Source organism: Brevibacillus sp. FW301-21C12A (assembly GCF_058788915.1).
In genome coordinates, this window is the sequence record NZ_JBYTBG010000056.1 from 1 (window position 1) to 24,148 (window position 24,148).

The 24,148-nt window shown below is 49.7% G+C and carries 25 protein-coding genes; 23 read left to right on the plus strand and 2 right to left on the minus strand.

Annotated elements, in window-relative coordinates:
- The 11 genes from AC3WQH_RS22940 to AC3WQH_RS22990 form a co-directional block, all read left to right on the plus strand.
- On the plus strand, window positions 1-363 hold a 363-nt coding region (locus AC3WQH_RS22940; RefSeq protein ID WP_492329335.1), incomplete at its 5' end, for an ATP-binding protein.
- A gap of 112 nt (window positions 364-475) precedes the next feature.
- Window positions 476-1,519, plus strand: a complete 1,044-nt coding sequence (locus AC3WQH_RS22945) for an ATP-binding protein (protein WP_005836072.1) — start codon at window positions 476-478, stop codon at window positions 1,517-1,519.
- A 175-nt stretch (window positions 1,520-1,694) separates the two neighbouring features.
- The gene (locus AC3WQH_RS22950) at window positions 1,695-2,132 is read left to right on the plus strand and encodes an Hsp20/alpha crystallin family protein (RefSeq protein WP_005836070.1); all 438 of its coding nucleotides are present in this window, start codon (window positions 1,695-1,697) and stop codon (window positions 2,130-2,132) included.
- Between the two features lie 105 nt (window positions 2,133-2,237).
- Window positions 2,238-2,585: a hypothetical protein gene (locus AC3WQH_RS22955; protein WP_007780473.1), complete on the plus strand. Its 348-nt coding sequence runs from the start codon at window positions 2,238-2,240 to the stop codon at window positions 2,583-2,585.
- Between the two features lie 1,310 nt (window positions 2,586-3,895).
- Window positions 3,896-4,126 carry a 30S ribosomal protein S18 gene (rpsR, locus tag AC3WQH_RS22960; RefSeq protein WP_005831740.1) on the plus strand — a complete coding sequence of 77 codons (231 nt, stop codon included), beginning with the start codon at window positions 3,896-3,898 and terminating at the stop codon, window positions 4,124-4,126.
- A 105-nt stretch (window positions 4,127-4,231) separates the two neighbouring features.
- Window positions 4,232-5,119: a DUF2232 domain-containing protein gene (locus AC3WQH_RS22965; RefSeq protein ID WP_242507439.1), complete on the plus strand. Its 888-nt coding sequence runs from the start codon at window positions 4,232-4,234 to the stop codon at window positions 5,117-5,119.
- Between the two features lie 4 nt (window positions 5,120-5,123).
- Window positions 5,124-7,061 carry a DHH family phosphoesterase gene (locus AC3WQH_RS22970; protein ID WP_005831736.1) on the plus strand — a complete coding sequence of 646 codons (1,938 nt, stop codon included), beginning with the start codon at window positions 5,124-5,126 and terminating at the stop codon, window positions 7,059-7,061.
- Window positions 7,062-7,087: 26 nt separating this feature from the next.
- Window positions 7,088-7,531, plus strand: coding sequence for a 50S ribosomal protein L9 (rplI, locus tag AC3WQH_RS22975; RefSeq protein WP_025846303.1), 444 nt, complete (start codon window positions 7,088-7,090; stop codon window positions 7,529-7,531).
- 24 nt (window positions 7,532-7,555) lie between these two features.
- Window positions 7,556-8,905 (plus strand): replicative DNA helicase, encoded by a 1,350-nt coding sequence (gene dnaB / locus AC3WQH_RS22980; RefSeq protein ID WP_005831733.1) that lies wholly within the window; start codon window positions 7,556-7,558, stop codon window positions 8,903-8,905.
- Between the two features lie 181 nt (window positions 8,906-9,086).
- Window positions 9,087-10,373, plus strand: a complete 1,287-nt coding sequence (locus AC3WQH_RS22985) for an adenylosuccinate synthase (protein WP_005831731.1) — start codon at window positions 9,087-9,089, stop codon at window positions 10,371-10,373.
- Window positions 10,374-10,543: 170 nt separating this feature from the next.
- Window positions 10,544-10,753: a hypothetical protein gene (locus tag AC3WQH_RS22990; RefSeq protein ID WP_007780462.1), complete on the plus strand. Its 210-nt coding sequence runs from the start codon at window positions 10,544-10,546 to the stop codon at window positions 10,751-10,753.
- Window positions 10,754-10,828: 75 nt separating this feature from the next.
- Here the strand turns inward: AC3WQH_RS22990 and AC3WQH_RS22995 are convergent, their stop codons facing one another.
- Window positions 10,829-11,200, minus strand: a complete 372-nt coding sequence (locus AC3WQH_RS22995; RefSeq protein WP_005831726.1) for a hypothetical protein — start codon at window positions 11,198-11,200, stop codon at window positions 10,829-10,831.
- A 257-nt stretch (window positions 11,201-11,457) separates the two neighbouring features.
- On the opposite strand from AC3WQH_RS22995, the gene AC3WQH_RS23000 reads away from it, so the two are divergent.
- From AC3WQH_RS23000 to AC3WQH_RS23025, 6 genes are all read left to right on the plus strand, one after another.
- Window positions 11,458-12,954: a LysM peptidoglycan-binding domain-containing M23 family metallopeptidase gene (locus AC3WQH_RS23000; protein ID WP_005831724.1), complete on the plus strand. Its 1,497-nt coding sequence runs from the start codon at window positions 11,458-11,460 to the stop codon at window positions 12,952-12,954.
- A gap of 184 nt (window positions 12,955-13,138) precedes the next feature.
- Entirely contained in the window at window positions 13,139-13,849 is a 711-nt protein-coding gene (gene yycF, locus AC3WQH_RS23005; RefSeq protein WP_005831723.1) for a response regulator YycF, read from the plus strand.
- A complete protein-coding gene (gene walK / locus AC3WQH_RS23010) occupies window positions 13,849-15,672 on the plus strand; it encodes a cell wall metabolism sensor histidine kinase WalK (RefSeq protein ID WP_025846297.1) in 1,824 nt (607 codons plus the stop codon). The genes yycF and walK overlap by 1 nt, the downstream gene beginning before the upstream one ends.
- The gene (locus AC3WQH_RS23015; RefSeq protein ID WP_005831719.1) at window positions 15,669-17,051 is read left to right on the plus strand and encodes a YycH family regulatory protein; all 1,383 of its coding nucleotides are present in this window, start codon (window positions 15,669-15,671) and stop codon (window positions 17,049-17,051) included. The genes walK and AC3WQH_RS23015 overlap by 4 nt, the downstream gene beginning before the upstream one ends.
- Window positions 17,038-17,811, plus strand: coding sequence for a two-component system regulatory protein YycI (locus AC3WQH_RS23020; protein ID WP_005831717.1), 774 nt, complete (start codon window positions 17,038-17,040; stop codon window positions 17,809-17,811). Before AC3WQH_RS23015 ends, AC3WQH_RS23020 begins: the two co-directional genes overlap by 14 nt.
- A gap of 42 nt (window positions 17,812-17,853) precedes the next feature.
- Window positions 17,854-18,642: an MBL fold metallo-hydrolase gene (locus tag AC3WQH_RS23025; protein ID WP_007780446.1), complete on the plus strand. Its 789-nt coding sequence runs from the start codon at window positions 17,854-17,856 to the stop codon at window positions 18,640-18,642.
- Here AC3WQH_RS23025 and AC3WQH_RS23030 read toward each other — a convergent pair.
- A complete protein-coding gene (locus tag AC3WQH_RS23030) occupies window positions 18,637-18,873 on the minus strand; it encodes a hypothetical protein (RefSeq protein ID WP_197187556.1) in 237 nt (78 codons plus the stop codon). The genes AC3WQH_RS23025 and AC3WQH_RS23030 overlap by 6 nt on opposite strands.
- A 276-nt stretch (window positions 18,874-19,149) precedes the next feature.
- Here AC3WQH_RS23030 and AC3WQH_RS23035 point away from each other — a divergent pair, with 276 nt between their 5' ends.
- The 6 genes from AC3WQH_RS23035 (at window position 19,150) to arsB (ending at window position 23,860) form a co-directional block, all read left to right on the plus strand.
- A complete protein-coding gene (locus AC3WQH_RS23035) occupies window positions 19,150-20,370 on the plus strand; it encodes a S1C family serine protease (RefSeq protein ID WP_005831709.1) in 1,221 nt (406 codons plus the stop codon).
- Window positions 20,371-20,915: 545 nt separating this feature from the next.
- Window positions 20,916-21,158 carry a CxxH/CxxC protein gene (locus tag AC3WQH_RS23040; protein WP_007780439.1) on the plus strand — a complete coding sequence of 81 codons (243 nt, stop codon included), beginning with the start codon at window positions 20,916-20,918 and terminating at the stop codon, window positions 21,156-21,158.
- Window positions 21,159-21,164: 6 nt separating this feature from the next.
- Window positions 21,165-21,644, plus strand: a complete 480-nt coding sequence (gene rlmH, locus AC3WQH_RS23045; protein ID WP_007780437.1) for a 23S rRNA (pseudouridine(1915)-N(3))-methyltransferase RlmH — start codon at window positions 21,165-21,167, stop codon at window positions 21,642-21,644.
- Window positions 21,645-21,928: 284 nt separating this feature from the next.
- Window positions 21,929-22,225 (plus strand): hypothetical protein, encoded by a 297-nt coding sequence (locus AC3WQH_RS23050; protein WP_290426597.1) that lies wholly within the window; start codon window positions 21,929-21,931, stop codon window positions 22,223-22,225.
- 233 nt (window positions 22,226-22,458) lie between these two features.
- A complete protein-coding gene (locus tag AC3WQH_RS23055; RefSeq protein ID WP_290426598.1) occupies window positions 22,459-22,782 on the plus strand; it encodes an ArsR/SmtB family transcription factor in 324 nt (107 codons plus the stop codon).
- Window positions 22,783-22,798: 16 nt separating this feature from the next.
- Window positions 22,799-23,860: an ACR3 family arsenite efflux transporter gene (gene arsB, locus AC3WQH_RS23060; protein ID WP_026678517.1), complete on the plus strand. Its 1,062-nt coding sequence runs from the start codon at window positions 22,799-22,801 to the stop codon at window positions 23,858-23,860.
- Window positions 23,861-24,148 lie beyond the last annotated feature (288 nt).

Below are 24,148 nucleotides of genomic sequence, written 5' to 3' on the forward strand. Positions count from 1 at the left end.
ATCACGACATTGAAACCAACCACAGGCCATATAAATCTGTTGTCTTTTTCTCGAAAATGGAATTATGCAAAGTGCTCGATTAAGAATGCCATTGAAGCGATGCCTGAAGGGGGAACTGTCTGGATCGAACAAATGCGATGCGATGAATGGGTTAAAGTAAGCATGAGGGATAACGGGGTTGGAATTCCGCAAGAATTGTTGCAAAAGATCGGACAACCTTTTTTTACACAGAAAGAGACAGGGACAGGTCTCGGGCTATCCATTTGTTATCAGATTGCAGAGTATCACAATGCGAATATTGAGGTTGCAAGCGAGGTTGGCGAAGGTACAACTTTTACCGTATCCTTTCCCATCGCTCTGTAACGGCTTATAGGTATAATCTTAGAAATCGGGTTCCACTTCGTGACGAGAAATTAGCTGGCTTTTTTACTGTAGTTCTGCACACGATAAGTGGCCGGGAAGGAAGTTAATGGTGATGAGGCAAATCGTAGAGTTCCTCATGAATTCAGATCAAATGGATATTGGACTGGCTATCGTCGATTCAGAAGCCAAAATTTTATTTTTAAATACAACCATGAATACCTGGTACACAGTAACCTCCGGAGAAGAATTCCCTGAACACTCGGCATTACAATCGATCGTGGGGCAAGTACTGCAGGATAAAAAGAATTACTCGGGAGTACTCGTGCAAGAGAGGTTAGATGGCAAAGTACGATCCATGATCACCTATGTATACCCGCAGCTAAAAGGGGAATGTTTTGTTCTGATGGCCGATATCCAAGATTTTCAACAGTACGTGAAAATACAATGCGAGAAAGAAAGAAGGGAAACCATTGTGCATATGGCGGCGGGCACAGCCAATATCATTCTAAATCCTTTAACGGTAATCAAAGGGACGCTTCAACTTCTGGAAAAAAGTTTGAAGGATCATGTTTCCGTTTTACAATTCGCGGCATCTCCACCTCATCAGAAATTGGCCGGATACTTTAAACTGCTTGATGAGCAAATTCAGACGATCGACAAAGCGTTGCAGCGATTTTTGCTCTTTGGAAAACCTTTCGAATGGAAATTTGTTCCTATTTCTCTTCTTTCATTTATGCAAGAATGGATTCCAGATATACAGGTCCAAGCATTGGAGAAAACAGTACGTTTCGCTCTGGAATTTCCGGAGCAAAACGGTTTTGTGTTTGGACACCCCAAGTTGCTGCGAGCGGCGCTGCAAGAAATCATTAACAATGCATTAGATGCAAGTCCCCCAGGTTCTGTCTTAACGCTCCGAATTAACATTACGGATAATCACATCCACATCATTGTTCGCGATCAAGGAGCAGGAATTCCAGAAGATCTGCAGTCCCGAATCATCCTACCGTTTATTACAAGTAAACAGGACGCCATTGGATTTGGGCTCAGTTTTAGTCAAGTTATGATCGAAAAAATGGGAGGCTCTTTGAAAATCGATAGCTCTGATCTAGGCACAAACGTTATTGTTCAATTACCCGCATTTAAGGGAACAGTTTAAATGTGTCGGTAACATTGCGCTAAACAAACTCTCAACAATTTTTTCAGGGGCTCTTGCCGGGAGTCGCGACCCAAAAAAGCATATTTCAATTCAACAATGCAGGGTAGCAAAGAATAATATTTCCCGAAGAGTACAAAATAAAGCTTGAAAAAATGATGACAATGGAGGAAATTACATGCCGCTCATTCCTTGGGATTCGTTTCGCAATACCGATCTATGGAGAAGGGATTTGGAAAAAATTTTTAACGAAGGTCTTCCGGAAATCGGCGCGCGTCTAGGATTTGCAACCCCTCGTATTGATGTATTTGAGAATGAACATGAAGTGATTGCTTCTTGTGAAATCCCTGGTTTGGATAAAAAAGAAGACCTTCATATCGATGTGGATGAAAACATGCTTACAATTAGTGGGACCATAAAGCAAGCGAATGAAGTGAAACAGGAACAAATACACCGCAAAGAACGGTTTGTCGGACGATTCCAACGGTCGGTGTCTTTGCCATCACGCGTTCAAACGGAAGGAACGACAGCAACGTATCGCAGCGGTGTCCTTGAAGTTCGAATGCCGAAATTAAAAGCCGATACCCAACGGCAAATTGATGTGCAGTTTCATTAAAATGAAGTGTGAGATCACAATATAGGCGTTACATGAAAAATGGGCGCTTGCACAAAATAACCTTTGGGGGACGAAGTCCTACCATATTGAAGGAGGTCAATGATCGTGTATCAACAAAACCTTTCACAGCAAGCAAGCCAATGCGCGCAGATTATTCAACAGTTGATCCAGCAAACGCAGCAATCGAGCAACATGTATCAGCAAATGTTGCAACAGGAGCAGCAAAACGCCGCCCAACTGGATCAGCTGGCCCAGAAAGAACGTCAAGCGGTTCAAACCATTCAATCTGTTCTGCAAGGACATCAAACTGCCATACAGCAGATGCAGCAGGCGATGCAAATTTGTTCTCAGCTTCAACAAACAGCGCAACAACAAGCCGTCGTGCAGAGTGCGGGCTGGCCAATGGCTCAGAGCTGGCAGAATCAGAATTTGCAGCCACGGCAGTATCAATAAAACAGCAAGTGAAAAAACGATCGCTTTCTTTAAAAAGAAGGCGGTCGTTTTTTCACTTGACGATGCGTATACCCCAAAACCATCCAAGCCAAGGCGCGCTGGTTTGCCCGGGATGCTGAAGGCGCTGGGCGAGGCAGAGGTGCAAGTCACGTTCGGCATGCTGCCTCTTGCGCGGCATTTGCGACTATTTGCAAAGAAAACAGGGTAAGCTTTTAGCGGCGGACATTTGTCCATCGCTTTTCTGGTTGCAAAAAGGAATTTCACTCCCGTGAAACTTGAATTGTTGAACCATGCCGAATTGCCCAGCAAGAGGCGAGGATCTGACCATTAAAAATGTGTATGTACCACGAACCCCGATTTTGTGGAACACGTGAACCGATACGTGAGGGATGTTGAGCAAGGAAGACCCGTTTAGCGGATTTTTCGAAGAATTTAGCGATATGGTTCAGCGAATTTTTCCAAATGTCCAGAGTAAATTGAATGAGGATCCTGCCTTCATAGGCGGGGGATTTTTTTCGCCTATCTGATTAGGGATTTTGGTGCTAGGAAAAAGCAGATTGTACACTTCGTCCTTCATCTCGCGGCTAATTCGTATTTTTTGCGACGTGTTCAAAGCCTTCTTTGGCCAGGGCGTGGTATGATTGATAACCGGCTTGCCCGCCGGGACGGCGCGCAGTCCACTTTTCTCTGTCGGCCGCTCATACCGACGACGAACTAACCGATGCCGCCACCCGCATATGCGAAGGATACCATTAGAGTCGCTGTATCACTTCTCGTACAGGCTACCAAGGCGCTGGCGCCGACAGCTTTTATCGCATTAAAGTATCGCTGAAGGAGAGGATGAAAAACAGGAAACCGTCTACGGAAAGTTAGCGTATAGTATGAAAAATAACAGGACAACGAGGGCTTAGTACAAAAATTACATATACATCTTTCGTCTGGGAACGTTTAAATTTCTGCCTGTTTAGTTCTGGAGAGACAAATAGACTACCATAACTAACAATCGTGGTAGCCTATTTGCTCTAAATGCAAGGAGGGGACTGTACCCCACCATTAGTATATACACCGAGGAGGTTGTATAAGTACGTACAATTATCGAGGCGGAACGTGGCCCGATTAAACATTTGATTTTTAGATGTATTTGTGGTAATTTAAGAAAAGTGAATTCACGATTTACACAGCGACGTGTGTGTAATCAATAAAAACTCAATTAGAACAAGGGGTATCGGGGAATTACACAGTGTACGTTCTTCAATACTGCCGTTCTAAGAATCGTAAAACTTTCACATTCCTAAGAAGGAGGGACTATCATGGCACGCAAAGGACGTCCTAATAAGCGTCGTAAAGTATGCTTCTTTAAAGTGAACAAAATCAAGCACATCGACTATAAAGATGTAGACTTGCTCAAAAAATTCATCAGCGAACGCGGCAAAATCTTGCCACGTCGTGTAACTGGTACTTCTGCGAAGTATCAACGTGCTTTGACAATTGCGATCAAACGCGCTCGTCAAGTAGCACTGCTGCCTTACACGGCTGAATAATTTACACAAGCGATAAAAAGGGGGACACAATTGCGTGGCCCTCTTTTTTCCATATTTTTCGCTACTCGCAAATGAGGTGCTGACATGCCTTCCAAAACGAAGCAATTGGCTGAAAATGCCCTGATGCTGGGTATTGCACTGGTACTGTTGTTCCTTAGTACATATACCGTACTGGGAGCACTGGTCAGTTTCCTTTTACCGCTGCCGTTTATTTTCCTGGCCGTAAGCCGCAACGTGTCGATTATGGTGTGGATCTCTGTCGTGTACACGTTCCTTGGCTGGATCATCGCAGGACCGATCGCTGCTGCGATCGCCTTGAGCGGAGCGGTTTGGGGCTCTGCCATGGGAATTGTTTATGCGAAAAGAGGGAAGGCACTTCCGGCGATTGTAGCCGGAGCTGGTGTTGTGTTTCTCAGCACCGTTTTCGGGCTTGCCTTCATGGCATTTGGAATGAACCTGAATTTCCAGACCATGCTGGAACAGACCGCTCAAATGCGCCCTTCCTTCGTGACAAAAGAGCAATTTGACCAGACGGTTGCTCTTATCAAAATGGTGCTGCCTACGAGCATCGTGATGTTCAGCTTTATCTCCAGCGCGATCACACATGGATTGGCCAGCCTGATTGGAAAACGGATCAAAAAGCCGATTCCGGCGTTGAAGCCAATCCGGGAGTGGAGTTTCCCGCGATCTTTGCTGTACTATTATTTCCTCGCCATGATTAGCATTCTGGTGTTTGGCGGCAGCATGCAGGGAACGTTCTGGGAGACCGCCATCATGAACGTAAAAGTCATGCTGGACGGGATTTTTACACTCCAAGGTTTGAGCTTCTGCCTGTTTGCAGCGTACCTGTACGGGTGGAAGAGATTGACTCCAGTGCTTGTTGTCTGTCTATTTATTTTTCCGTTCTTAAGCACTATACTTAGTCTGGTAGGGATATTTGACTTAGGGCTTCGTTTGCGTGAAAAACTGGAAACAAGAGTGAAGAGGGGCTGAGGAGATGCCCAAATTCCTGTTAAAGCGTTGGTACGGGATGCACATGGTCCTGGCACTCAGCTTTAGCTTGCTGTTGTTGGGGATTTTGACCCTGCACCATTGGATGTACGGGGCGATCGGCATTGTTTGCTTGATTGGCCTGGTTCTATACGCCCTTCAAGCAGAAAAAGGATTTCAGCGGGACTTGCGCCTGTATTTGGCGACAGTCACTCACCGCGTGAAAAAAGCCGGAGAAGGCGTTATTCAGGAGCTGCCGATCGGAATTCTCTTATACAACGAGGAAAAGGCAATCGAGTGGGTCAACCCGTTCATGACACATATGTCCGGGGATGAGTCGATGATCGGGAAGAACCTTCAAGAGGTATTCCCCCAACTCGTGTGGAAGCCGGAACAAAAACGGCTCGAATTTACTTACAATGAGCGGGTTTACGAAGTCATGGTTCGGTCCGATGAGCGTCTTTTGTATTTCAAGGACATTACGGACTTCAAAGAATTGACGACGCGTTACCATCGCGAAAAGGCTGCTCTCGCCATTATTCACCTCGACAACCTGGACGAGGTTGGACAAGTCATGGACGATCAGAGCCGTACGCTTTTGTCGACAAGCGTGGCTGGTGTGATTACAGAGTGGGCCAACAAACATGGCATATACCTTCGCCGAATCACGGCTGACAAATTTTTGGCGCTGATGGAACGGGAAGCCCTTGATAAATTGGAAGAAACGCGTTTTGACATTCTCGATGTGGTTCGGGAAATGACGGCTGACAACAAAATTCCGATTACGCTCAGTATCGGGGTTGGGGCAGCGGCGACGACGTACATCGAGCTGGGGCAAATGGCCCAATCGAGCTTGGACATTGCGCTGGGCCGCGGTGGCGACCAGTGCGCGATCAAGATCGGTAACAAGCTCACCTTCTACGGTGGCAAATCAAATGCGGTAGAAAAACGGACGCGCGTTCGGGCACGGGTGATCGCCCATGCGCTGCGCGATTTGATCCACGAGGCTGAGCATGTGATCGTAATGGGCCACAAACAGCCAGATATGGACTCCATCGGTGCTTCGCTTGGTGTATTGAAGGCCGTGCAGTTGCACAACAAGGCAGCCTATATCGTCATGGATGAAGGCAACAACTCTGTCGAACGCTTGATGCGGGAGATTTACGCCAATGAGGAATTGGCTGAAACATTTATTACGCCGGAGCAGGCGATCAGACTGGTGACGGGCCGCACGTTGCTCGTGGTTGTCGATACGCACCGTCCTTCGCTGGTCATTGAGCCGAAGTTGCTCGGTGAGACAAGCCGGATCGTCGTCATTGACCACCATCGACGCTCCGAAGAGTTTATCGAGCCGGTTCTGTTGTACCTCGAACCGTATGCGTCTTCGACATCTGAGCTGGTCACAGAGCTTTTGCAATATCAGAGCGAGCGCTTGAATATCGACAATCTGATTGCCACCGCACTGTTGGCAGGGATTGTGGTAGACACGAAAAGCTTTGCGTTCCGTACAGGCTCGCGCACGTTTGAAGCGGCGTCCTTCCTGCGGCGCAACGGGGCCGATACGGCTGCTGTTCAACGTTTGCTGAAGGAAGATTTGACGCAGTATGTGAAGCGGGCACGCATCATTATGAACACGGAAACGTACAGAGATAATATGGCGATTGCCATTGGGGATCCTACCGAGAACTACACGCAAGTCCAGGTGGCCCAGGCGGCCGAGCAGTTGCTTACGCTCTCGGGCATCCAGGCATCTTTTGTCATTGCCGAGCGGGGAGACGATACGATCCTGATTAGCGGACGCTCTCTGGGCGACATCAACGTGCAAGCGATCATGGAGCTCTTGGGCGGTGGCGGACACCTGACAGGAGCCGCCACGCAAATTCAGGGCATTTCCGTGAAGGAAGCGACTCGACGTTTGAAAGAAGCGATTGATTCGGTCGTGTAGGCCAATTTGAAAAGGGGGAAACGATGATGAAAGTCATTTTTCTTCAAGATGTAAAAGGCCAAGGCAAAAAAGGCGAAATCAAAGACCTGTCTGAAGGCTACGTACGCAACTTCCTGCTGCCGCGCAAGCTGGCGAAGGAAGCTACAGATAGCAACATAAAAACGCTGGATGCGCAAAAGCGCAGCGAAGAGAAGCGCAAGGAGCAGGAAAAGCTGGAAGCACAAGCGCTGGGCGCGAAGCTGAGCGAGCTGACAGTAAAAGTAACAGGAAAAGCCGGCGAGGGCGGACGACTGTTTGGCGCAATTTCGAGCAAACAAGTGGCACAAGCGCTGGAAGAGCAGTTCAAAATCAAGCTGGACAAACGCAAGCTGGAGATGGACGCCATCCGCGCGCTTGGCGTAACGCAAATCAAAGTCAAGCTGCACAACGAAGTAACTGCGACACTCAAAGTTCACGTGGTAGAAGAATAATGACGCAATCCTGGAGGGTGTGACGTGAGCGACCTGTTTTTGGATCGTGTGCCGCCGCAGAACAAGGAAGCGGAACAATCAGTGCTGGGTGCCGTGTTCTTGTCTAAGGAAGCTTTAATCACGGCCATTGAGATTCTCCGTCCGGAGGATTTTTACAAGACAGCGCATCAGCGCATCTTTCAAACCATGGTGGACCTGTACGAAAAGGGCGAGCCAGTCGATCTGGTTACCGTAACCGCTGAGCTGCAGGACCACAAGCTGTTAGATGAAGTCGGCGGCGTCACGTATTTAACCGAAATCGCCAGCTCGGTTCCGACCGCGGCCAATATCGAATACTACGCCAAAATTGTAGAAGAAAAAGCGCTGCTACGGCGCTTGATTCATACGGCAACAAAAATTGCGAACGACGGTTACTCCCGCGAGGACGACGTAACGGAGATCATTGCGGATGCCGAGAAGTACATCATGGAGATCGGGCAAAACCGCAACAGCGGCGGTTTTACACCAATCCGTGACGCGCTTCTGGAAACGTATGAACGGATCGAGTTTTTGAGTCAACGGCGTGGAGACATTACCGGGATTCCTTCCGGATATACCGATTTGGATAAAATGACAGCCGGATTTCAGCGCAGCGACCTCATCATTCTGGCAGCCCGTCCCTCTGTCGGGAAGACGGCTTTTGCCTTGAATGTCGCGCAAAACGTCGCTGCACGAGCTGGAGAGACTGTCGCCATCTTCTCTCTGGAGATGGGCGCTTCCCAGTTGGTACAGCGTATGATCTGTGCCGAGGGCAATCTGGACGCCTCGCGGATGCGTTCCGGTACGCTGGAGGAAGACGACTGGCAGAAGCTGACGATGGCGATTGGTACGTTGGCGAAGGCACCGATTTTTATTGATGATACGCCAGGCGTAACCGTGCAGGACATTCGCGCAAAATGCCGCAGATTGCAGGCTGAACGCGGCCTGGGCATGATTCTCATCGACTACCTGCAATTGATTCACGGCCGCGGCAAGGGAGACAACCGCCAGCAGGAAGTATCGGAAATCTCCCGTACGCTCAAAGGAATCGCCCGTGAGCTGAATGTTCCCGTAATCGCTTTGTCCCAGTTGAGCCGTGGCGTAGAGCAGCGGCAGGACAAGCGCCCGATGATGTCCGACATCCGCGAGTCCGGTTCGATCGAGCAGGACGCCGATATCGTTGCGTTCCTGTACCGTGATGACTACTACGACAAGGAAACGGAAAACAAAAACGTCATCGAGGTCATCATCGCCAAACAGCGAAACGGCCCGACCGGGACGGTAGAGCTGGCATTCCTCAAAGAATTTAACAAATTCGTAAGCTTGGATCAGCGCTTTCGAAATCAGGCTGGATAATAGAGCAAATGGAGAAAAAGCCGGAGCAATTCCGGCTTTTTTTTCTTGCTTGAATTGCCGAACATATAATCTTTGCACTATTTAAATGTTCGTATTTTCCGTTGACATGCAAGAAATGGTTTAGTACACTTAGATTGTTTCAGGCCCAAAAGGACATGATGATATCAGGAGGTGTTTTTCGATGTCAACAGTCGTTGTCGTCGGAACCCAGTGGGGCGATGAAGGTAAAGGTAAAATTACAGACTATTTGGCTGAAAGCGCAGAGGTAGTGGCACGTTACCAAGGGGGTAACAACGCCGGCCATACCATTATTTTTGATGGTAACAAATATAAGCTGCACCTGATTCCATCCGGAATTTTCTATACTGACAAGACCTGCGTAATCGGAAACGGTATGGTAATCGATCCGAAGGCATTGGTAAAAGAGCTGGAGTACATTCACAGCTTCGGTTTTTCCACTAGCAATCTGAAAATCAGCGATCGCGCGCATGTCATCATGCCGTACCACATCAAGCTGGATGGCGTGGAAGAAGACAGCCGCGGTGCAAATAAAATCGGTACGACCCGCAAAGGGATCGGCCCGGCATACATGGACAAAGCAGCTCGCATCGGCATCCGCATTGCCGATCTATTGGATCGCGATGAGTTTGCCCGCAAGCTGGAACGCAACCTGGCAGAGAAAAACATGCTGCTGGAGAAAATGTACAATACGACTGGCTTTGACCTGCAAGAAGTGCTGGATGAGTACCTCGCTCTGGCAGAAATCATTCGTCCATACGTAACCGACACATCTGTTGTGCTCAACGATGCGATTGACAACGGAAACCGTGTTCTTTTTGAAGGGGCCCAAGGCGTACTGCTCGACATCGACCAAGGGACGTATCCTTATGTCACCTCCTCCAACCCGATTGCGGGTGGCGTGACTATCGGTTCCGGCGTGGGACCAACCAAAATCAATCAAGTAATCGGTGTAGCGAAGGCGTACACCACTCGCGTAGGTGACGGTCCGTTCCTGACTGAGCTGACTGACGCTACTGGCGATCACATCCGCGAGGTTGGCTTCGAGTACGGTACGACAACCGGCCGTGCCCGCCGCGTAGGCTGGTTTGACAGCGTAGTCGTTCGTCATGCCCGTCGCGTGAGCGGTATCACTGGTCTGGCTATCACCAAGCTGGATACGCTCTCTGGTGTTGAGACTCTGCGCATTTGCACAGCGTATAAATACAATGGCGAAATCATTGAATCGTTCCCGGCAAACCTCAACCTGCTGGCAAAATGCGAGCCTGTTTACGAAGAACTGCCAGGCTGGACCGAGGACATCACCGGTGTTCGCAATCTGAACGACCTGCCAGAAAACGCTCGCCACTACATCGAGCGCATCACACAACTGACAGGTATCCCAATGTCGATCTTCTCCGTAGGGCCAGATCGCGAGCAAACCGTTGTTGTGCGCGGCATCTGGGGATAAGCCTAGTTCCAACGTCGTAGCAGAAAAGTCGGCCTGACCATTTTCATGGGCAAGCCGTATGAAAAAAGCTGTCGATAATTCGGCAGCTTTTCCTTTTTTTACGGACAGACAAGAAACGGCACCCTCTGGGCATAAGGTTAGACATAAGGAGAAATGGAGAGGTGATCGTGATGATGGGGTTTGACCAAAAAGCCAAGAAGCTGCTGGGGAAAAACGTACAGGTGAAAATGATTAACGGCGTCGTTATCAAGGGGACCATGACTCATTTCAACAACGGTTACCTTTGCTTCATCACCACTTACAAGCAGCAAAACGACGCAGAGAAAACGACGATTCGCAGACTCGCCCTGAAAGACGTGACATCAATGCAAGAGGTGTAAGCCTGGATGCCTGAGACGAAATAAGCCATCTTTCCTCCAAAAAGGGAAAGATGGCTGTTTATTGTGTTTCACATTTCAGATCAGGCCGCCATGAGAGCGGATGATGGCGATCGCTTCGTCCCCCCGTTCTTCCGCAACGACTGCAGTCAGCAGCACCGTACGGGTCAGATTATCGTCACCGCGATCGGACAGCCCGCTGGCATCCGGATTCGCCGCTGCCAGGATGCGTGCATCCGGCCCGCTTGGAAAATCGCCAGCCAGTGTCAGCACCCCTACCCCCGGAAAATCGCCGGAGAGCGGGGTGGTGATCTGTTCTAATCCGTCCCCTGGAAATTGGCCGATTTTGTCGATTTGAATGGTCGTAAAGCCGGCTTGTCGAAGCGCATTTTCTGCCTGTTTCGCCTCATCCTCGGTATGGAATCCAGCCAAAATGTTGCGTTCTTTCACGTAATCAGCCTCCCAGTAATGAAAAAAACCCCCAATTGTATGTCCATATGGTGACGCTTCGTCATATTTTTTATTCGACAGCAATTTACACTTGATGTTGTCGTGAAATTTATGGTAAAGTCGACATAGTTGGTTTCTTTAGGCATTTTGGCAGATAATTGGTAACTAAATATTGGGATATATGACCTAGTCGGTATATTTAAAATTTTCAGGAAATGGAACGAGATAGCTGTATCTGTTTTCAGGAGGGACAAGTTATGCAATGGTCTGAGTGGAAGGCCAAGCTGCAGGAACGGTCCGAACGCATCGTTCGGGATTGCAGCGATCTGGCGAAACGTGCAATGAAACGTACAAGCTCGTACATCCAGGGACATAAAAAGCAAACGGTTTCCATCGCAGCGGGATTGCTGGTGACGGTGGCCGCCGGAGCTTCGGCGCAATATTACTATACGAGCAATGTCACATCGGTCTATCACGTCATCGTAAACGGACAGGAAATCGGTGTGGTGAACGATCCTAAGGTCATTCAGGATTGGACGGCAGCAAAGCTGGCAGAAGAAAAAGCCAAAAAAGGGCTGAATCTGACGCTGGCGGATTACATCACCTTCAAGGAAGAGCGCCAGTTCAAGGCTCCTTTTGACAACGATGCCGCAGTCAAAGCGCTGGCTTCCGTGGCAGACATCAAGGTTCAGGCAGTGAAGCTGGTGATCGACGGCAAAGTGGTCGGCTACTTGCCCGATCAGCAATCGGCTGAAGAAGTGCTGGCCGAAGTGAAGCAAAAATATTCCGGCGTGCCTATTCTCACTGGCAAAAAAGCCGCAGTAGCGGCGGCGTCCATGGCGGAGATGAAGGCAACCCCGGTAAAAGAAGTGACTTTCAAAGAAAACGTAGAGTTGCAGACGGAAACAGTACCTGCAGCTCAAATTTTGCCTGCCGAAAAAGTCGAAGAGCTTTTGGTCAAGGGCACCTTCAAGGAACTGAAGCACACGGTAGTTGAGGGCGATTGCATCGGCTGTATTGCCAAAAAGTACGGAATTACCACAAAAGACATTTATGCCAATAACCCTGGCATTACGGAAAACACGCTTTTGCAGCTAGGACAGGAAATCAACGTCACAGCGATTCGCCCGTTGGTTACGGTACGGGTGAAGGAAGACGTTTCGCAGCAAGAAGTCATTGCATTCCCTACCCAGATCAACAACAATGACAAGCTTCCCAAAGGGGAAACAAAAGTTGTTCAAGAAGGCAAAAACGGTACGAAGCTCGTTCAGTATGAAGTCGTGAAAGAAAATGGACAAGTTGTCGAGCGCAAGGTTGTCAAACAAGAAGTCATTGCACAGCCAGTCGCAAAAATCATGGAGCGCGGAACAAAGGTTATTCCTTCGCGTGGGACAGGCCGTCTGAGCTGGCCTGCAAGCGGATATATCAGCAGCGGATTCGGCTCTCGCTGGGGCCGACTGCACAAAGGAATCGACATTGCCGGATCAGGGTCTGTCATGGCGGCAGACAACGGCCGCGTCAAATTCGCGGGCTGGGACGGCGATTACGGAAAAGCGATCATCATCGACCATGGAAACGGGATGGAAACGCTGTATGGCCACTTGAGCACGATCAGCGTGAAGGTCGGCGATGTAGTTGAACAAGGGAAGAAAATTGGCGTAAAAGGTTCGACCGGAGACTCTACCGGTGTCCATCTCCATTTTGAGGTTCATCAAAATGGACGAGTTCAGAACCCGATGCGTTTCTTAAAATAGACATGTAATTTTTGGATAGAAAAGGGCGACTCTTTGGAGGAGCCCTTTTTGCTATGTCGGCACTTTGACGATGCGAAAGGCAGGGAGTGGCTGGCAGGGGCTTCTATGCCGGGTGGACATGGTGTATTGTAGAGGAATAGCGATGTTCGAAGTGGAATCCTTATAGAGAAAAGGAGGGAGCGGGATGGCAAAACTCCTCGTGGTAGACGATGAAAAGCCGATTGCAGATATATTGAAGTTCACGTTTGAAAAAGAAGGGTATCAGGTCGTGTGCGCCTACGATGGCGACGAAGCGCTTGTTGTCGTTCAGGATGAGCGGCCGGATTTGATTTTGCTCGATGTCATGCTGCCGGGCAGGGACGGAATGGACGTCTGTCGGGCTGTCCGGCAAACGCACGACGTGCCGATCATCATGCTGACGGCAAAGGACTCGGAGCTGGATAAAGTGCTGGGGCTGGAGCTGGGAGCGGATGATTACGTGACCAAGCCTTTCAGTACCCGTGAGCTGGTGGCGCGGGTCAAAGCGCATTTGCGCCGCCACCGCCCAAGAGCCGAGGAAAAAGACAGCCAGCATCTGCTGCGTGTGCACGAGCTGGAAATTGATTTGAACTCGTACACGGTGGAGAAGGCGGGAGAACCGCTGGATCTGACGCACCGCGAGTTTGAGCTGCTGATGTACTTGGCCCGTCATCAGGGACAAGTTTTGACGCGGGAGCACTTGCTTCAGTCGGTGTGGGGCTTCGACTATTTTGGCGATGTACGGACGGTGGACGTCACGATCCGCCGCTTGCGCGAAAAGATCGAGGACGACCCGAGCCAGCCGAAGTACATTATTACGCGGCGCGGATTAGGCTACACCATGCGCAATCCCGGGGTGGGAGGCACGCCTGGATGATGAGGCGGCTGTTCAAAACGATCCAGTGGAAAATGGTCGTCATCTACATGCTGCTGATTCTGCTCGCCATGCAGTTCATCGGCGCTTATTTTGCCAGGGAAGTGGAGAGCTATTACATCAATAACTTTTCAGAGGCGCTCAATGCCCAGGCGAGCCTTTTGGCGAGTTTGCTGGAGAGCGATCTGCGGCCGCGCGACGGGAAGGAGCCGAGCGCGGAGCAAAACCGCCAGGACATCGACAACCTCATTAACAACCTGGTGAAAATAAACGGCGCCAATGTGCAGGTCATCGACCAGACCGGAACAGTGGTCAGCACGACAGAGGACAAGAGCACGATTGGTCAGCGCACCTCGCAGCCGGAGGTCACAGTAGCTTTGCTCGGAACGCGCAGTGAGTCGATGCGGATTGACCCGCGCACCGGAGCAAGGGTAAAGGTGCTGGTGCTGCCCGTAAAAGGCGACCAGATCGTCTATGGCGCAGTCTACATGATGGCTTCGATGGAAGGCACCTACACGACGATTCGTAAAATGAACGGAATTTTGGCGACGGGCACGATGTTTGCGCTCGTCATTACGGCGGGCCTGGGGGTCGTGCTCGCGCGAACGATTACCAAGCCGATCAAGGAAATGACCAAACAGGCAAGGCTCGTTGCCGACGGCGATTTCAACAGCAGCGTGCGGGTGTACAGCGACGACGAGATCGGCCAACTGGGAATGGCCTTTAACCACATGACGCTGCGGCTGCAGGAAGCGATTTTGCAGCAGGAGGAAGAACGGGAAAAGCTCGCGGGTATTTTGAGCAACATGACGGACGGCGTGATCGCGGCCAATCGCAACGGGCAGATTATTTTGTTCAACCGCGCAGCGGAAGAGATGCTGCAAGTGCGTATGGCCGATGTTTTGCGAAAAAAAAGGACGCTCGCCGATCTGCTCAGCCTGCCTCCCGAGGAAGAGATGTCTTTGTACGCGCAGGAGGAGCCGCTGTTTATTGAAATGCGCCTCCCGAATCAGGAAGAAGTCATTTTGCGCGTGACGTTTACGCCTTTGCAGCACGACAGCGGAAAAAAGGGCGGGATCATCGCGGTAGTCGCGGATGTAACCGAGCAGCAGCGACTGGAGCAGCAGCGCAGGGAGTTTGTCGCCAATGTCTCGCATGAGCTGCGCACTCCGCTGACGACGATCAAAAGCTACGTGGAAGCCTTGCTGGACGGTGCAGTAGATGAGCCGGAGCTGTCCAATCGCTTTTTGAAGGTGACCATGTCCGAGACAGAGCGGATGATTCGCCTGGTCAATGACTTGCTGCAGCTTAGCCGCTTCGATTCGCAGGGCGTGCGTCTGCACTGCAAGGAGGCGGACATCAGCCGGCTTTTGCGCTATGCGGCCGATCGCTTTTCCATGTTCAGCGAGCAGCAGGAGGTACAGCTTACTGTTGATGTGCCAAACAAGTTGCCGCCTGTGTACATTGATTTGGATGCGATCAACCAGGTGCTGGACAATTTGCTGTCCAATGCGATCAAATATACGTCCCAAGGCGGCACGGTCGTGCTGTCCGCCAAAGAAAACCGCAGTCAGAAGCGGGTGCAAATCTCGATTAGCGATACAGGGATCGGGATACCGGCCCGTGATTTGAAGCGAATTTTTGAACGGTTTTACCGGGTAGACAAAGCGCGCTCGCGTGGACAAGGCGGCACAGGTTTGGGACTGGCTATCGCCCGCGAACTGGTTCAGGCTCACGGCGCAGATATCGAGATTACCAGCGAATGGAACGTGGGGACGACGGTGACGTTCTGGGTCCCATTTGCCCAAGGAGGTAATGCGGGATGAAGCGGATGCTGGAGCCTGCCAAGACCGTCTTGCTGATCCTGCTGGTCGTGGCCAGCTTTTGCCTGACAGCTATGCTGTGGTCGAACCAGCCCAATTTGCAGTTCATCGAGCCCGCACAATACACAGAGTCCAAACCGGTTAAGGAAAAGACGCTGGAGCAATTGGTGACCCCGGAGTCGGTCGTGTTTCATTACGGGGAAGAGCGCCATACGCGTGCAGTAGCGACAGATGCGCCTTACAGCCTGATCGTAAGCGAGATGTCGAAATGGATTTTCCTCGATTTCTCCCCGTTTGCGCTGTCCAATGAAAAGTGGGGGGAAATTGCCCGGGAAAAGTTGGGGCTGGAGGTCCGGTTTCGCAGTACAGTACCGCTGTCGATCGTATCGCGACTGGTCACGTTTCGCGACGAGTATGACAGCGGCATCAAGGGCATTGACCGCTTGTGGCTGTACTACGAAAAAGACGAGGACGTCGTCTATGCGCTGTTTCTCTCGACAGAGGAAGGTCGCATGATGCGTTCGCGTACTTCGATCAGCCCAAAAGATTTGCGGGAGTCGTACTTGGCTTCCGGCAGTTCTATGCCGGAGCAAATCATGAAGGTCGTCAGGCCGGAGCGGACTTATTCGGTACTCGAAGGCCCGACGCCGATCTGGAGCATGTATTACTTGCCGAAAAACCAGATGCGGATGCAGCAGTTCCGCTACAGCTATGTGCCTGTCACCAACGAGCGGCTGATGGAGGCGTATTTTATCGACCAGTCGCTGGTCAGACAAATCATGGAGCGGGACAAAACAGTCATTTTCACAGACGGCAGCAGATCCATCCAGTTGAGGGCAGAGCAGCAGGCGATCACCTTCACAGACCCAGCTTACCAGCAGCGGGCGCAGGAGCTGTCTGACGAGGAAAAAGTCCAGAGTGCGGTTACGTTTATCAACAAGCATCTCGGTTGGCTGGACGATTTTCATTTTGAACGAATCAAGAAAAGCTACAATGAAAAAGATTTAATCACCTTCCGCCAGTATGTCGGGGCGTATCCTCTGGTGAGCACAAGTGAGCCGATCCAGATTGATACGATCCAGATTACATCGGAAGCGGGACAGGTTGTAACGATGAGCCGTTCCCTGCTCGATCTGGATAAATACATCGGCAACAACGAGCAGACGATCATGTCGGGGCCGGAGCTGTACAAGCTGATCCGGGACAAAAAGCTGGCCGATACGGAACAAATCACAAATGCCTACCTCGCCTATCAAACGGTCATAGGAGACGGATACGTCGATCTGGTTCCGACCTGGATCGTCGAGCTGGCGAATCAGGGGAATCTGTACATTCTCGCGCGAGTGAAGCAGGGAGGAGGAGGGGCGCATGGATTGGAGTAGAACGAAGACCATTCTGATCTGGGCCTTTCTTCTGCTCGATCTGTTTCTTTTCTATCAGGTGTACGTGACGCGCATCAGCCTCTGGAATGACAAGGAAGTGGCGCAGGGAGAAAAGTGGAATATGGAGCTGTATCTGAATCAGCAAAATATTGCCCTGGACACAGAGGTTCCGCAAGAAACTCCGGAGATGGCTTATCTCGATGCGGAATACGTCGGAATCAGTCCGATTAACTTGCTTGAGCTGCCTGGCATTCAGGCTACGGTGGAGAAAATGTCGCTTGCGGCAAGGCTGGATCCGCCGATTCAGATTCGCGGCCAACTGACGCCGAATGAGCTGCTGCGTCAGATCGGGCCAAGGCTGATGTACGCCGAGCAGTACGGGCCGGATTCGTACCAGTCGAATCAATCACGGCTGCTGTACTGGCAGGTTCACGAAAAAATGCCGATCTTCGTCGCCCCTTTGGAAGTGTATTTGGAAAACGGAGCGATTTTGGGCTATCGGCAAACGTTTTTCCACGTGCGGGAACAAAAAGGCGGGCGGCAGGTCATCTCCGGCTACAAGGCGCTGCTCTCGCTGGTCGAGAAGCAAATTATCCAGCCGGGTGAACGGATTGAGAATGTAAGCCTGGGCTATTACGGTTCATACGATGCGGATATTCAGGCGCTGGCTCCGGTATGGCGGGTCGTCCACGATGGCAAGCAGCATTTTGTCAACGCGTTCACCGGGGCTTTGGAGCGGGCGATGGTCACGCAGCGATGAACAATAGACAGCCAGGGAAAGCGACGGGAAGAGGGATGTTCGGTGAGATTTAGTGTGTTGGCAAGCGGGAGCACAGGCAATGCCATCTACGTGGCGACAGACCGTGTTTCCGTGCTGATCGATGTGGGGATTACAGGCAAGCAGGCAGAGGCCGCGCTGCAAACAATCGGCGTCAATCCTGCCGACTTGAGCGCGATCCTCGTCACCCACGAGCACGTCGACCATATTAAAGGGGTCGGCGTCATGGCGCGGCGATACGATTTGCCGATTTACGCCAATGAAAAAACGTGGGCGGAGCTGAACGGACAGATTGGCGCGATCAAGGAAGAGCAAAAGCGCCTGTTTGCCGTAGGGGAGAAGCGGGAGCTGGAGGACTTGGGCATCGAGTCGTTCGGCATCTCGCACGATGCGGCGGAGCCGATGGGCTTTTGCTTTTATCACGGCAAGAAAAAGCTCAGTGTGGCAACAGACCTGGGCTATGTCAGCGACCGGATCAAGGAGACGATTCGCGGTGCGGACGCGTATGTATTCGAGTCCAATCACGATGTCGAGCTGCTGCGTATGTCGCAGTATCCGTGGAGCATTAAACGGCGCATTTTAAGCGACGTGGGCCACTTGTCGAACGAGGCGGCAGGCGACGCTTTGACCGAGTGTTTGACGGGCGGAGCAGAGCGCGTGTATTTGGCCCATTTGAGCAAGGAAAACAACATGATCGACCTGGCCCGACTGACGGTGAAAAACATTTTGGAAGAAAAGGGGCTGACCGTCGGGGATGACGTGCATTTGCGCGATACATACCCGGACCGCCCGACCAAGCTGGAAGAGCTATAGGAGCGGTTCGATCCGGGTCTGGCGGCTGCTGATCGCATCGGAGAGCTTGGCCATCGTATCGAGCTGAAAGCTGAGCTGGCTGTCGAGCTCCTTTGCTTTGGCTGTCAGCTCGTCATGCGTCAGCAGTCCTTTTGCAACGAGGAGGTCGATCAGGGCATGCAGGACAAGCGTATTGTGGTAATCCGTTTCCTGCAGATCGGCGAGCTTGGCGATGAGCTGTACTTCTTTCATACTCTATCAACCCTTTCTTTTAGCTGGTGTCAGAAAAAGCTTTTAATCTATCATATCCGCGCTCTCGGTGAAATATTCCGAGGGCTTTTTGCTTTTTTCATTCCACAACCTTTCCATATTTCTCACGCGATTTTGCCGAAACCAGGACGTATACTAAAGGTGTCAAAAGGAACAGACAGCAACGAACTCATACATGCAATCGGCTGACACAGGGGTATAGGAGAATGAAAAACCTGTAACCCTAGTATTAGTAGAGGAAGAAGGAGAGTGTGAATCATGGGGTTTTACGATGATTTGACTCACGTGGAGCGGAAAAAACGAAGCGGTTCTATCGGTCGCACTGTCTTGACGTCCGTAACGTCGGCGGTGATTGGGGGAATGGTCGTCCTGCTCATGCTGCCGACTCTCTCCAACTCCGGATATATCAATATGGTCAAGCCAGGAGCGTCAAACGTCATGAGCAATCCCGCGGCCAACCTGTTTGCCACGCCTGTATCTGTAAAGGTAGAAACCGGTACAGTAAACGCAGTGAAAAAAGTGGAGAACGCGGTTGTCGGCGTCATCAATATCGGCCGTGCCCGCAGCAATTGGTTCAGCAATACGCAAGATGTCGAGCAGGGTGAAGGTTCTGGCGTCATTTTCGAGAAAAAGGGCGGCAAAGCCCACATCATCACCAACTACCACGTCATCGACCAGGCGCAGAAGCTGGAAATCGCCTTGCCGACAGGGGAAAAGGTGGACGCGAAGGTTCTGGGTGCTGACCCGTACGCCGACCTCGCCGTCCTGGAAATCGACGGCTCCAAGGTAACCGCCGTTGCCGAGCTGGGGGACTCCTCCACGCTGCAAGTAGGCGAGCCGGCGATCGCCATCGGGAACCCTCTGGGCATGAAGTTTTCCCGCACGGTGACACAGGGCATCATCAGTTCTCTGGAGCGCTCCATGCCGATGGACTTTAACGAAGACGGCCAGGACGACTGGGAACTGGATGTTTTGCAAACGGACGCAGCGATCAACCCGGGCAACAGCGGTGGCGCGCTCGTCAACATTCAAGGACAGGTCATCGGGATCAATACGCTGAAAATCTCCAAAGCCGGTGTAGAAGGTCTTGGTTTTGCCCTGCCGATCAATGACGTGAAAGTCATCGTCAGCGAGTTGATGGAAAAAGGCAAGCTGGAACGCGCTTACCTCGGCGTACAGCCATTCGACCTGACCAACGTGCCGCGCGTGCATTGGAAAGAAACCTTGAACCTGCCGGATGAAGTAAAAGCAGGGGTCGTCATCCAAGGCGAAGTCGGCAAATTCTCCCCAGCGGGCGAAGTCGGCCTGAGACAATACGACGTCATCGTCAAAATGGACAACAAGGACATTGCCAACGGCGCTCAACTGCGCAAGTTCCTGACCTTGAACAAAAAGCCGGGCGACACGGTTGTGATTACGTACTACCGTGACGGCTTCAAGAAGACGGCTACTGTCAAGCTGACGAAAACACCGCAGTGATGAGTTGACGTGATATTGTGAGTAACAACAGTAAGGCTTTTGTGGTCGATTAAGCTTATGGATGGCAAGCGTTGCGTTGTTGCTATGGCGTTGCGCTTCCTTTCATAGAGTTTCCATAGATGGAGATGCGGACATGGCATGGCATGAAGCATGAATAAGGGCTGTGAATGCAAGTCCGCTCCGTGAGTAAAGATCGAGCTTGGCGGCGTTCTGGTGGCTGGTGAAAGACGGAAGGCAGAAGTCTTCTGGAAGCCTGTTGTCAAACCGGAGTGTCTCGCCAGCAACCAACTGGCAGCAATTCCGGGACGATTTTGTCCCGTTTGCATATAAGTAGTTCCCCCCTCTATCTATTTGTAAAATAGATCCCTTCTTTGTAGAGCGTCGAGCTGAGATCGGCGCTTTCTTTTTTTTGTGTGGAAACTGGGGTGAAGTGTCAGCTTAGCTTAGTTCGGAGCAGCAAATCAGCAGGTCATGGATTTGTTTTGCTGTCGTTCTGGGGTAGAATAAGAAGCGACATGAAAATGCGCGGAAAAGAGGCAATGGAGATGGACAAGATGATGGAAAGCATTCGCATAGAGGGCAAGGAAGTGGAGCTGCAAGCGGGATATCCGGTGCGTTTTTCCTGCATGGAGCATCTGGAGCAGGAACTGGATGACTACGTGAACGACTTCGAGACGGCACCGGACACGTATCCGGCACAGGCGATCGACGACAGCGCAGCCGACAAGCGCTGCCGGGTATGCGGCGAGCCAGGCCAGATTGCGCTTTTGAAAGAGAAAGGAATGTAGACGAACGTGCAAATTTCGATTATCACCGTAGGCAAGCTGAAAGAAAAGTATTTGCGCGAGGGCATCGACGAGTACAGCAAGCGCCTGTCTGCCTACTGCAAACTGCAAGTAATCGAGGTCAACGACGAAAAAGCCCCGGAAGAAATGAGCGCGGCCGAAATGGAGCAGGTAAAGCGCAAGGAAGGCGAGCGCATCCTCGCGCAGATCAAACAGGACCAGTATGTGATCGCACTGGCGATCGAGGGGCAGATGTGGTCGTCGGAAAAGCTGTCGGCAGAACTGGACAGGCTGGCGCTGCACGGGCGCAGCCAGGTGGCGTTCGTGATCGGCGGATCGCTCGGGCTGGCAGACACGGTGCTGAAGCGAGCGGATGCGCTGTTGTCTTTTTCGAAGATGACGTTTCCGCATCAGTTGGTGCGGTTGGTGTTGTTGGAGCAGGTTTATCGGGGGTTTCGGATTAGTCGGGGGGAACCGTATCACAAATAGTGGTAAACCAGAAAGTAGAGTTAGAGGTAGACAGAATATTCCTTAACAGACTATTGGCTGGTTAATGAAGAAACAACATATGAAGCGTTGCTAATTCAAAAACGCTCCAGAACTCCTATAAGGCTTTCTGGGGCGTTTTTTTGTTAAGATGGACAATTCCTATTGTGAAAATCAATTAATTGCACCATACGTCAAATTTGACAAGCCAAAATAGCAATATATAATGTCCGTACCATTGTTTAAGTAACAAGACTATCCCAACGACAGAAAGGAGACTTATTGAGATGGTAATCAGAACCCTTATAGATGCAAAACAGTTTATTGATGATTTCAAAAAATATGCTAGTGTTGACCCAAATGATAGAAAATACAAATTTACATTTAAAGACTTGAACATTTACGCTGGTGGAAAAACAGAATTAATATTTGGTTCAGATAAGGAGTTTTACAACTATTCATATGGACAGAATTGGACAGATAAATCGGAGAGTCATATTGACGACCCTGTAAGGTATGTTTGGGAAAACAGAAAATCAATTAATGCAGAGTTAAAACAGAAAAGATTAGGTAAAAGCCAATAACGAACCGAAACAATAGAATTACCCCGTCAAAGCCTTTAAAAAGTTAGAAGGGATAAAAAACCCTTAACTCAAAAAGAAGAAAGCACCACGGTGGCACTAAGCTTGTGAGAAAAGGAATAAAATTAATGATCATTGCTAATGATACTCATTGTAAAGATTATGTAAAGGCATCCTTTCGTATTGAAATAACCATATCGTTATATTACTATTATGTTTGAGGGGAGGAATGCAGAGTGGATATTCATCAGTTAGCAGACTGTTTAAAAGCTCTTGGAGACCCGACAAGGTTGAAAATAATTGCCTTATTAAATCTCCGTGATTTTTGCGTTTGCGAGTTAATACCTATTTTCAACATCTCTCAGCCAGCTGTATCCAAACATTTGAATCGGCTTAAAACATCTGGCTTGGTGACTGAAAATCGAAGAGGACAATGGGTATTTTATTCCTTAAACCGCAAAAAGTTGGAGGAAATTGGCTATGGACTAAACCATTTGCCTGATTTCTCCACAGAAATTGAAGAACTGGATAAACAAGGTTTGTTGGTGAAATGTGATTAGGAAAGGAGCCAAAAACGTGAGTGAAAAAGTTGGAAAAAGGTTATCTTTTTTAGACCGCTATCTTACTTTATGGATTTTTGTTGCTATGGCTATTGGAATTGGGGCGAGTTTCTTTTTCCCCAACCTGGTAGGTGTCCTGAATCAATATCAGGTAGGTACAACTTCGATTCCCATTGCGATTGGTTTAATCCTTATGATGTACCCACCACTAGCAAAGGTGCGTTATGAAGAATTAGGTAGGGTGTTCAAAGACACGAAAGTATTGGGGCTTTCTCTTGTCCAAAACTGGATTATTGGTCCAGTCCTGATGTTTGTTTTAGCAATCGTCTTTTTGCAAGGTTATCCAGAGTATATGGTTGGACTTATAATGATAGGTTTGGCTCGTTGTATTGCGATGGTTATTGTGTGGAATGACCTTTGTAAGGGAGACACTGAATACGCAGCTGGTCTGGTTGCATTCAATTCTATCTTCCAAGTATTGTTTTATTCCGTTTACACCTATTTTTTCATCACTGTTATGCCAGGTTGGTTTGGGCTGCAGGGGATGGTTGTTGACATTACCATTGCAGAAGTTGCAAAAAGTGTTTTTGTTTACTTAGGTATTCCATTCCTTGCAGGAATGATTACTCGTTACACGTTAGTAAAATCCAAAGGTCGTCAGTGGTATGAAAAGGTGTTTATCCCTAAAATCAGCCCTATTACGTTAATCGCATTACTTTTCACGATTGTTGTGATGTTCTCTTTGAAAGGTGAAATGATTGTTGCATTACCTCTAGATGTGGTACGTATCGCAATTCCGTTGTTGATTTACTTTGTAGTGATGTTTTTGGTTTCCTTCTTAATGGGTAAAAAGGCAGGAGCGAATTATCCTGTAACGTCAACCCTTGCTTTTACAGCCGCAAGTAACAACTTTGAATTAGCTATTGCAGTTGCAGTCGGTGTTTTTGGAATACATTCGGGAGCCGCTTTTGCCGCTGTTATCGGTCCTCTTGTAGAAGTGCCTGTAATGATTGCATTAGTGAATGTTGCTCTATGGTTCCAGAAGAAATACTTTCAAAAACCATTGGCAAGGCAATAAACCTAAAGGTGAATCATTATGGATCCAGAACAATTACAACGGATTGTTAAATACCTAACGATTCCCATAACGGCTGTTCTTGGAGCATTAATCTATGCATTGCTAAGTGTATTTCTTAAATAAGGGGTCAATGATGGAGTGAGTCTACTTGAATAAAGAAAAAATAATGAACGCTCGCCACCAAAAAACAATTGGAGTAGTTGAAGATGAACCTCAATAGCCCCTTAGGAAACTTGGACACATGGAGTGTAATTTAGTACACTATATGTGAACAGGGGGAAGGCAACA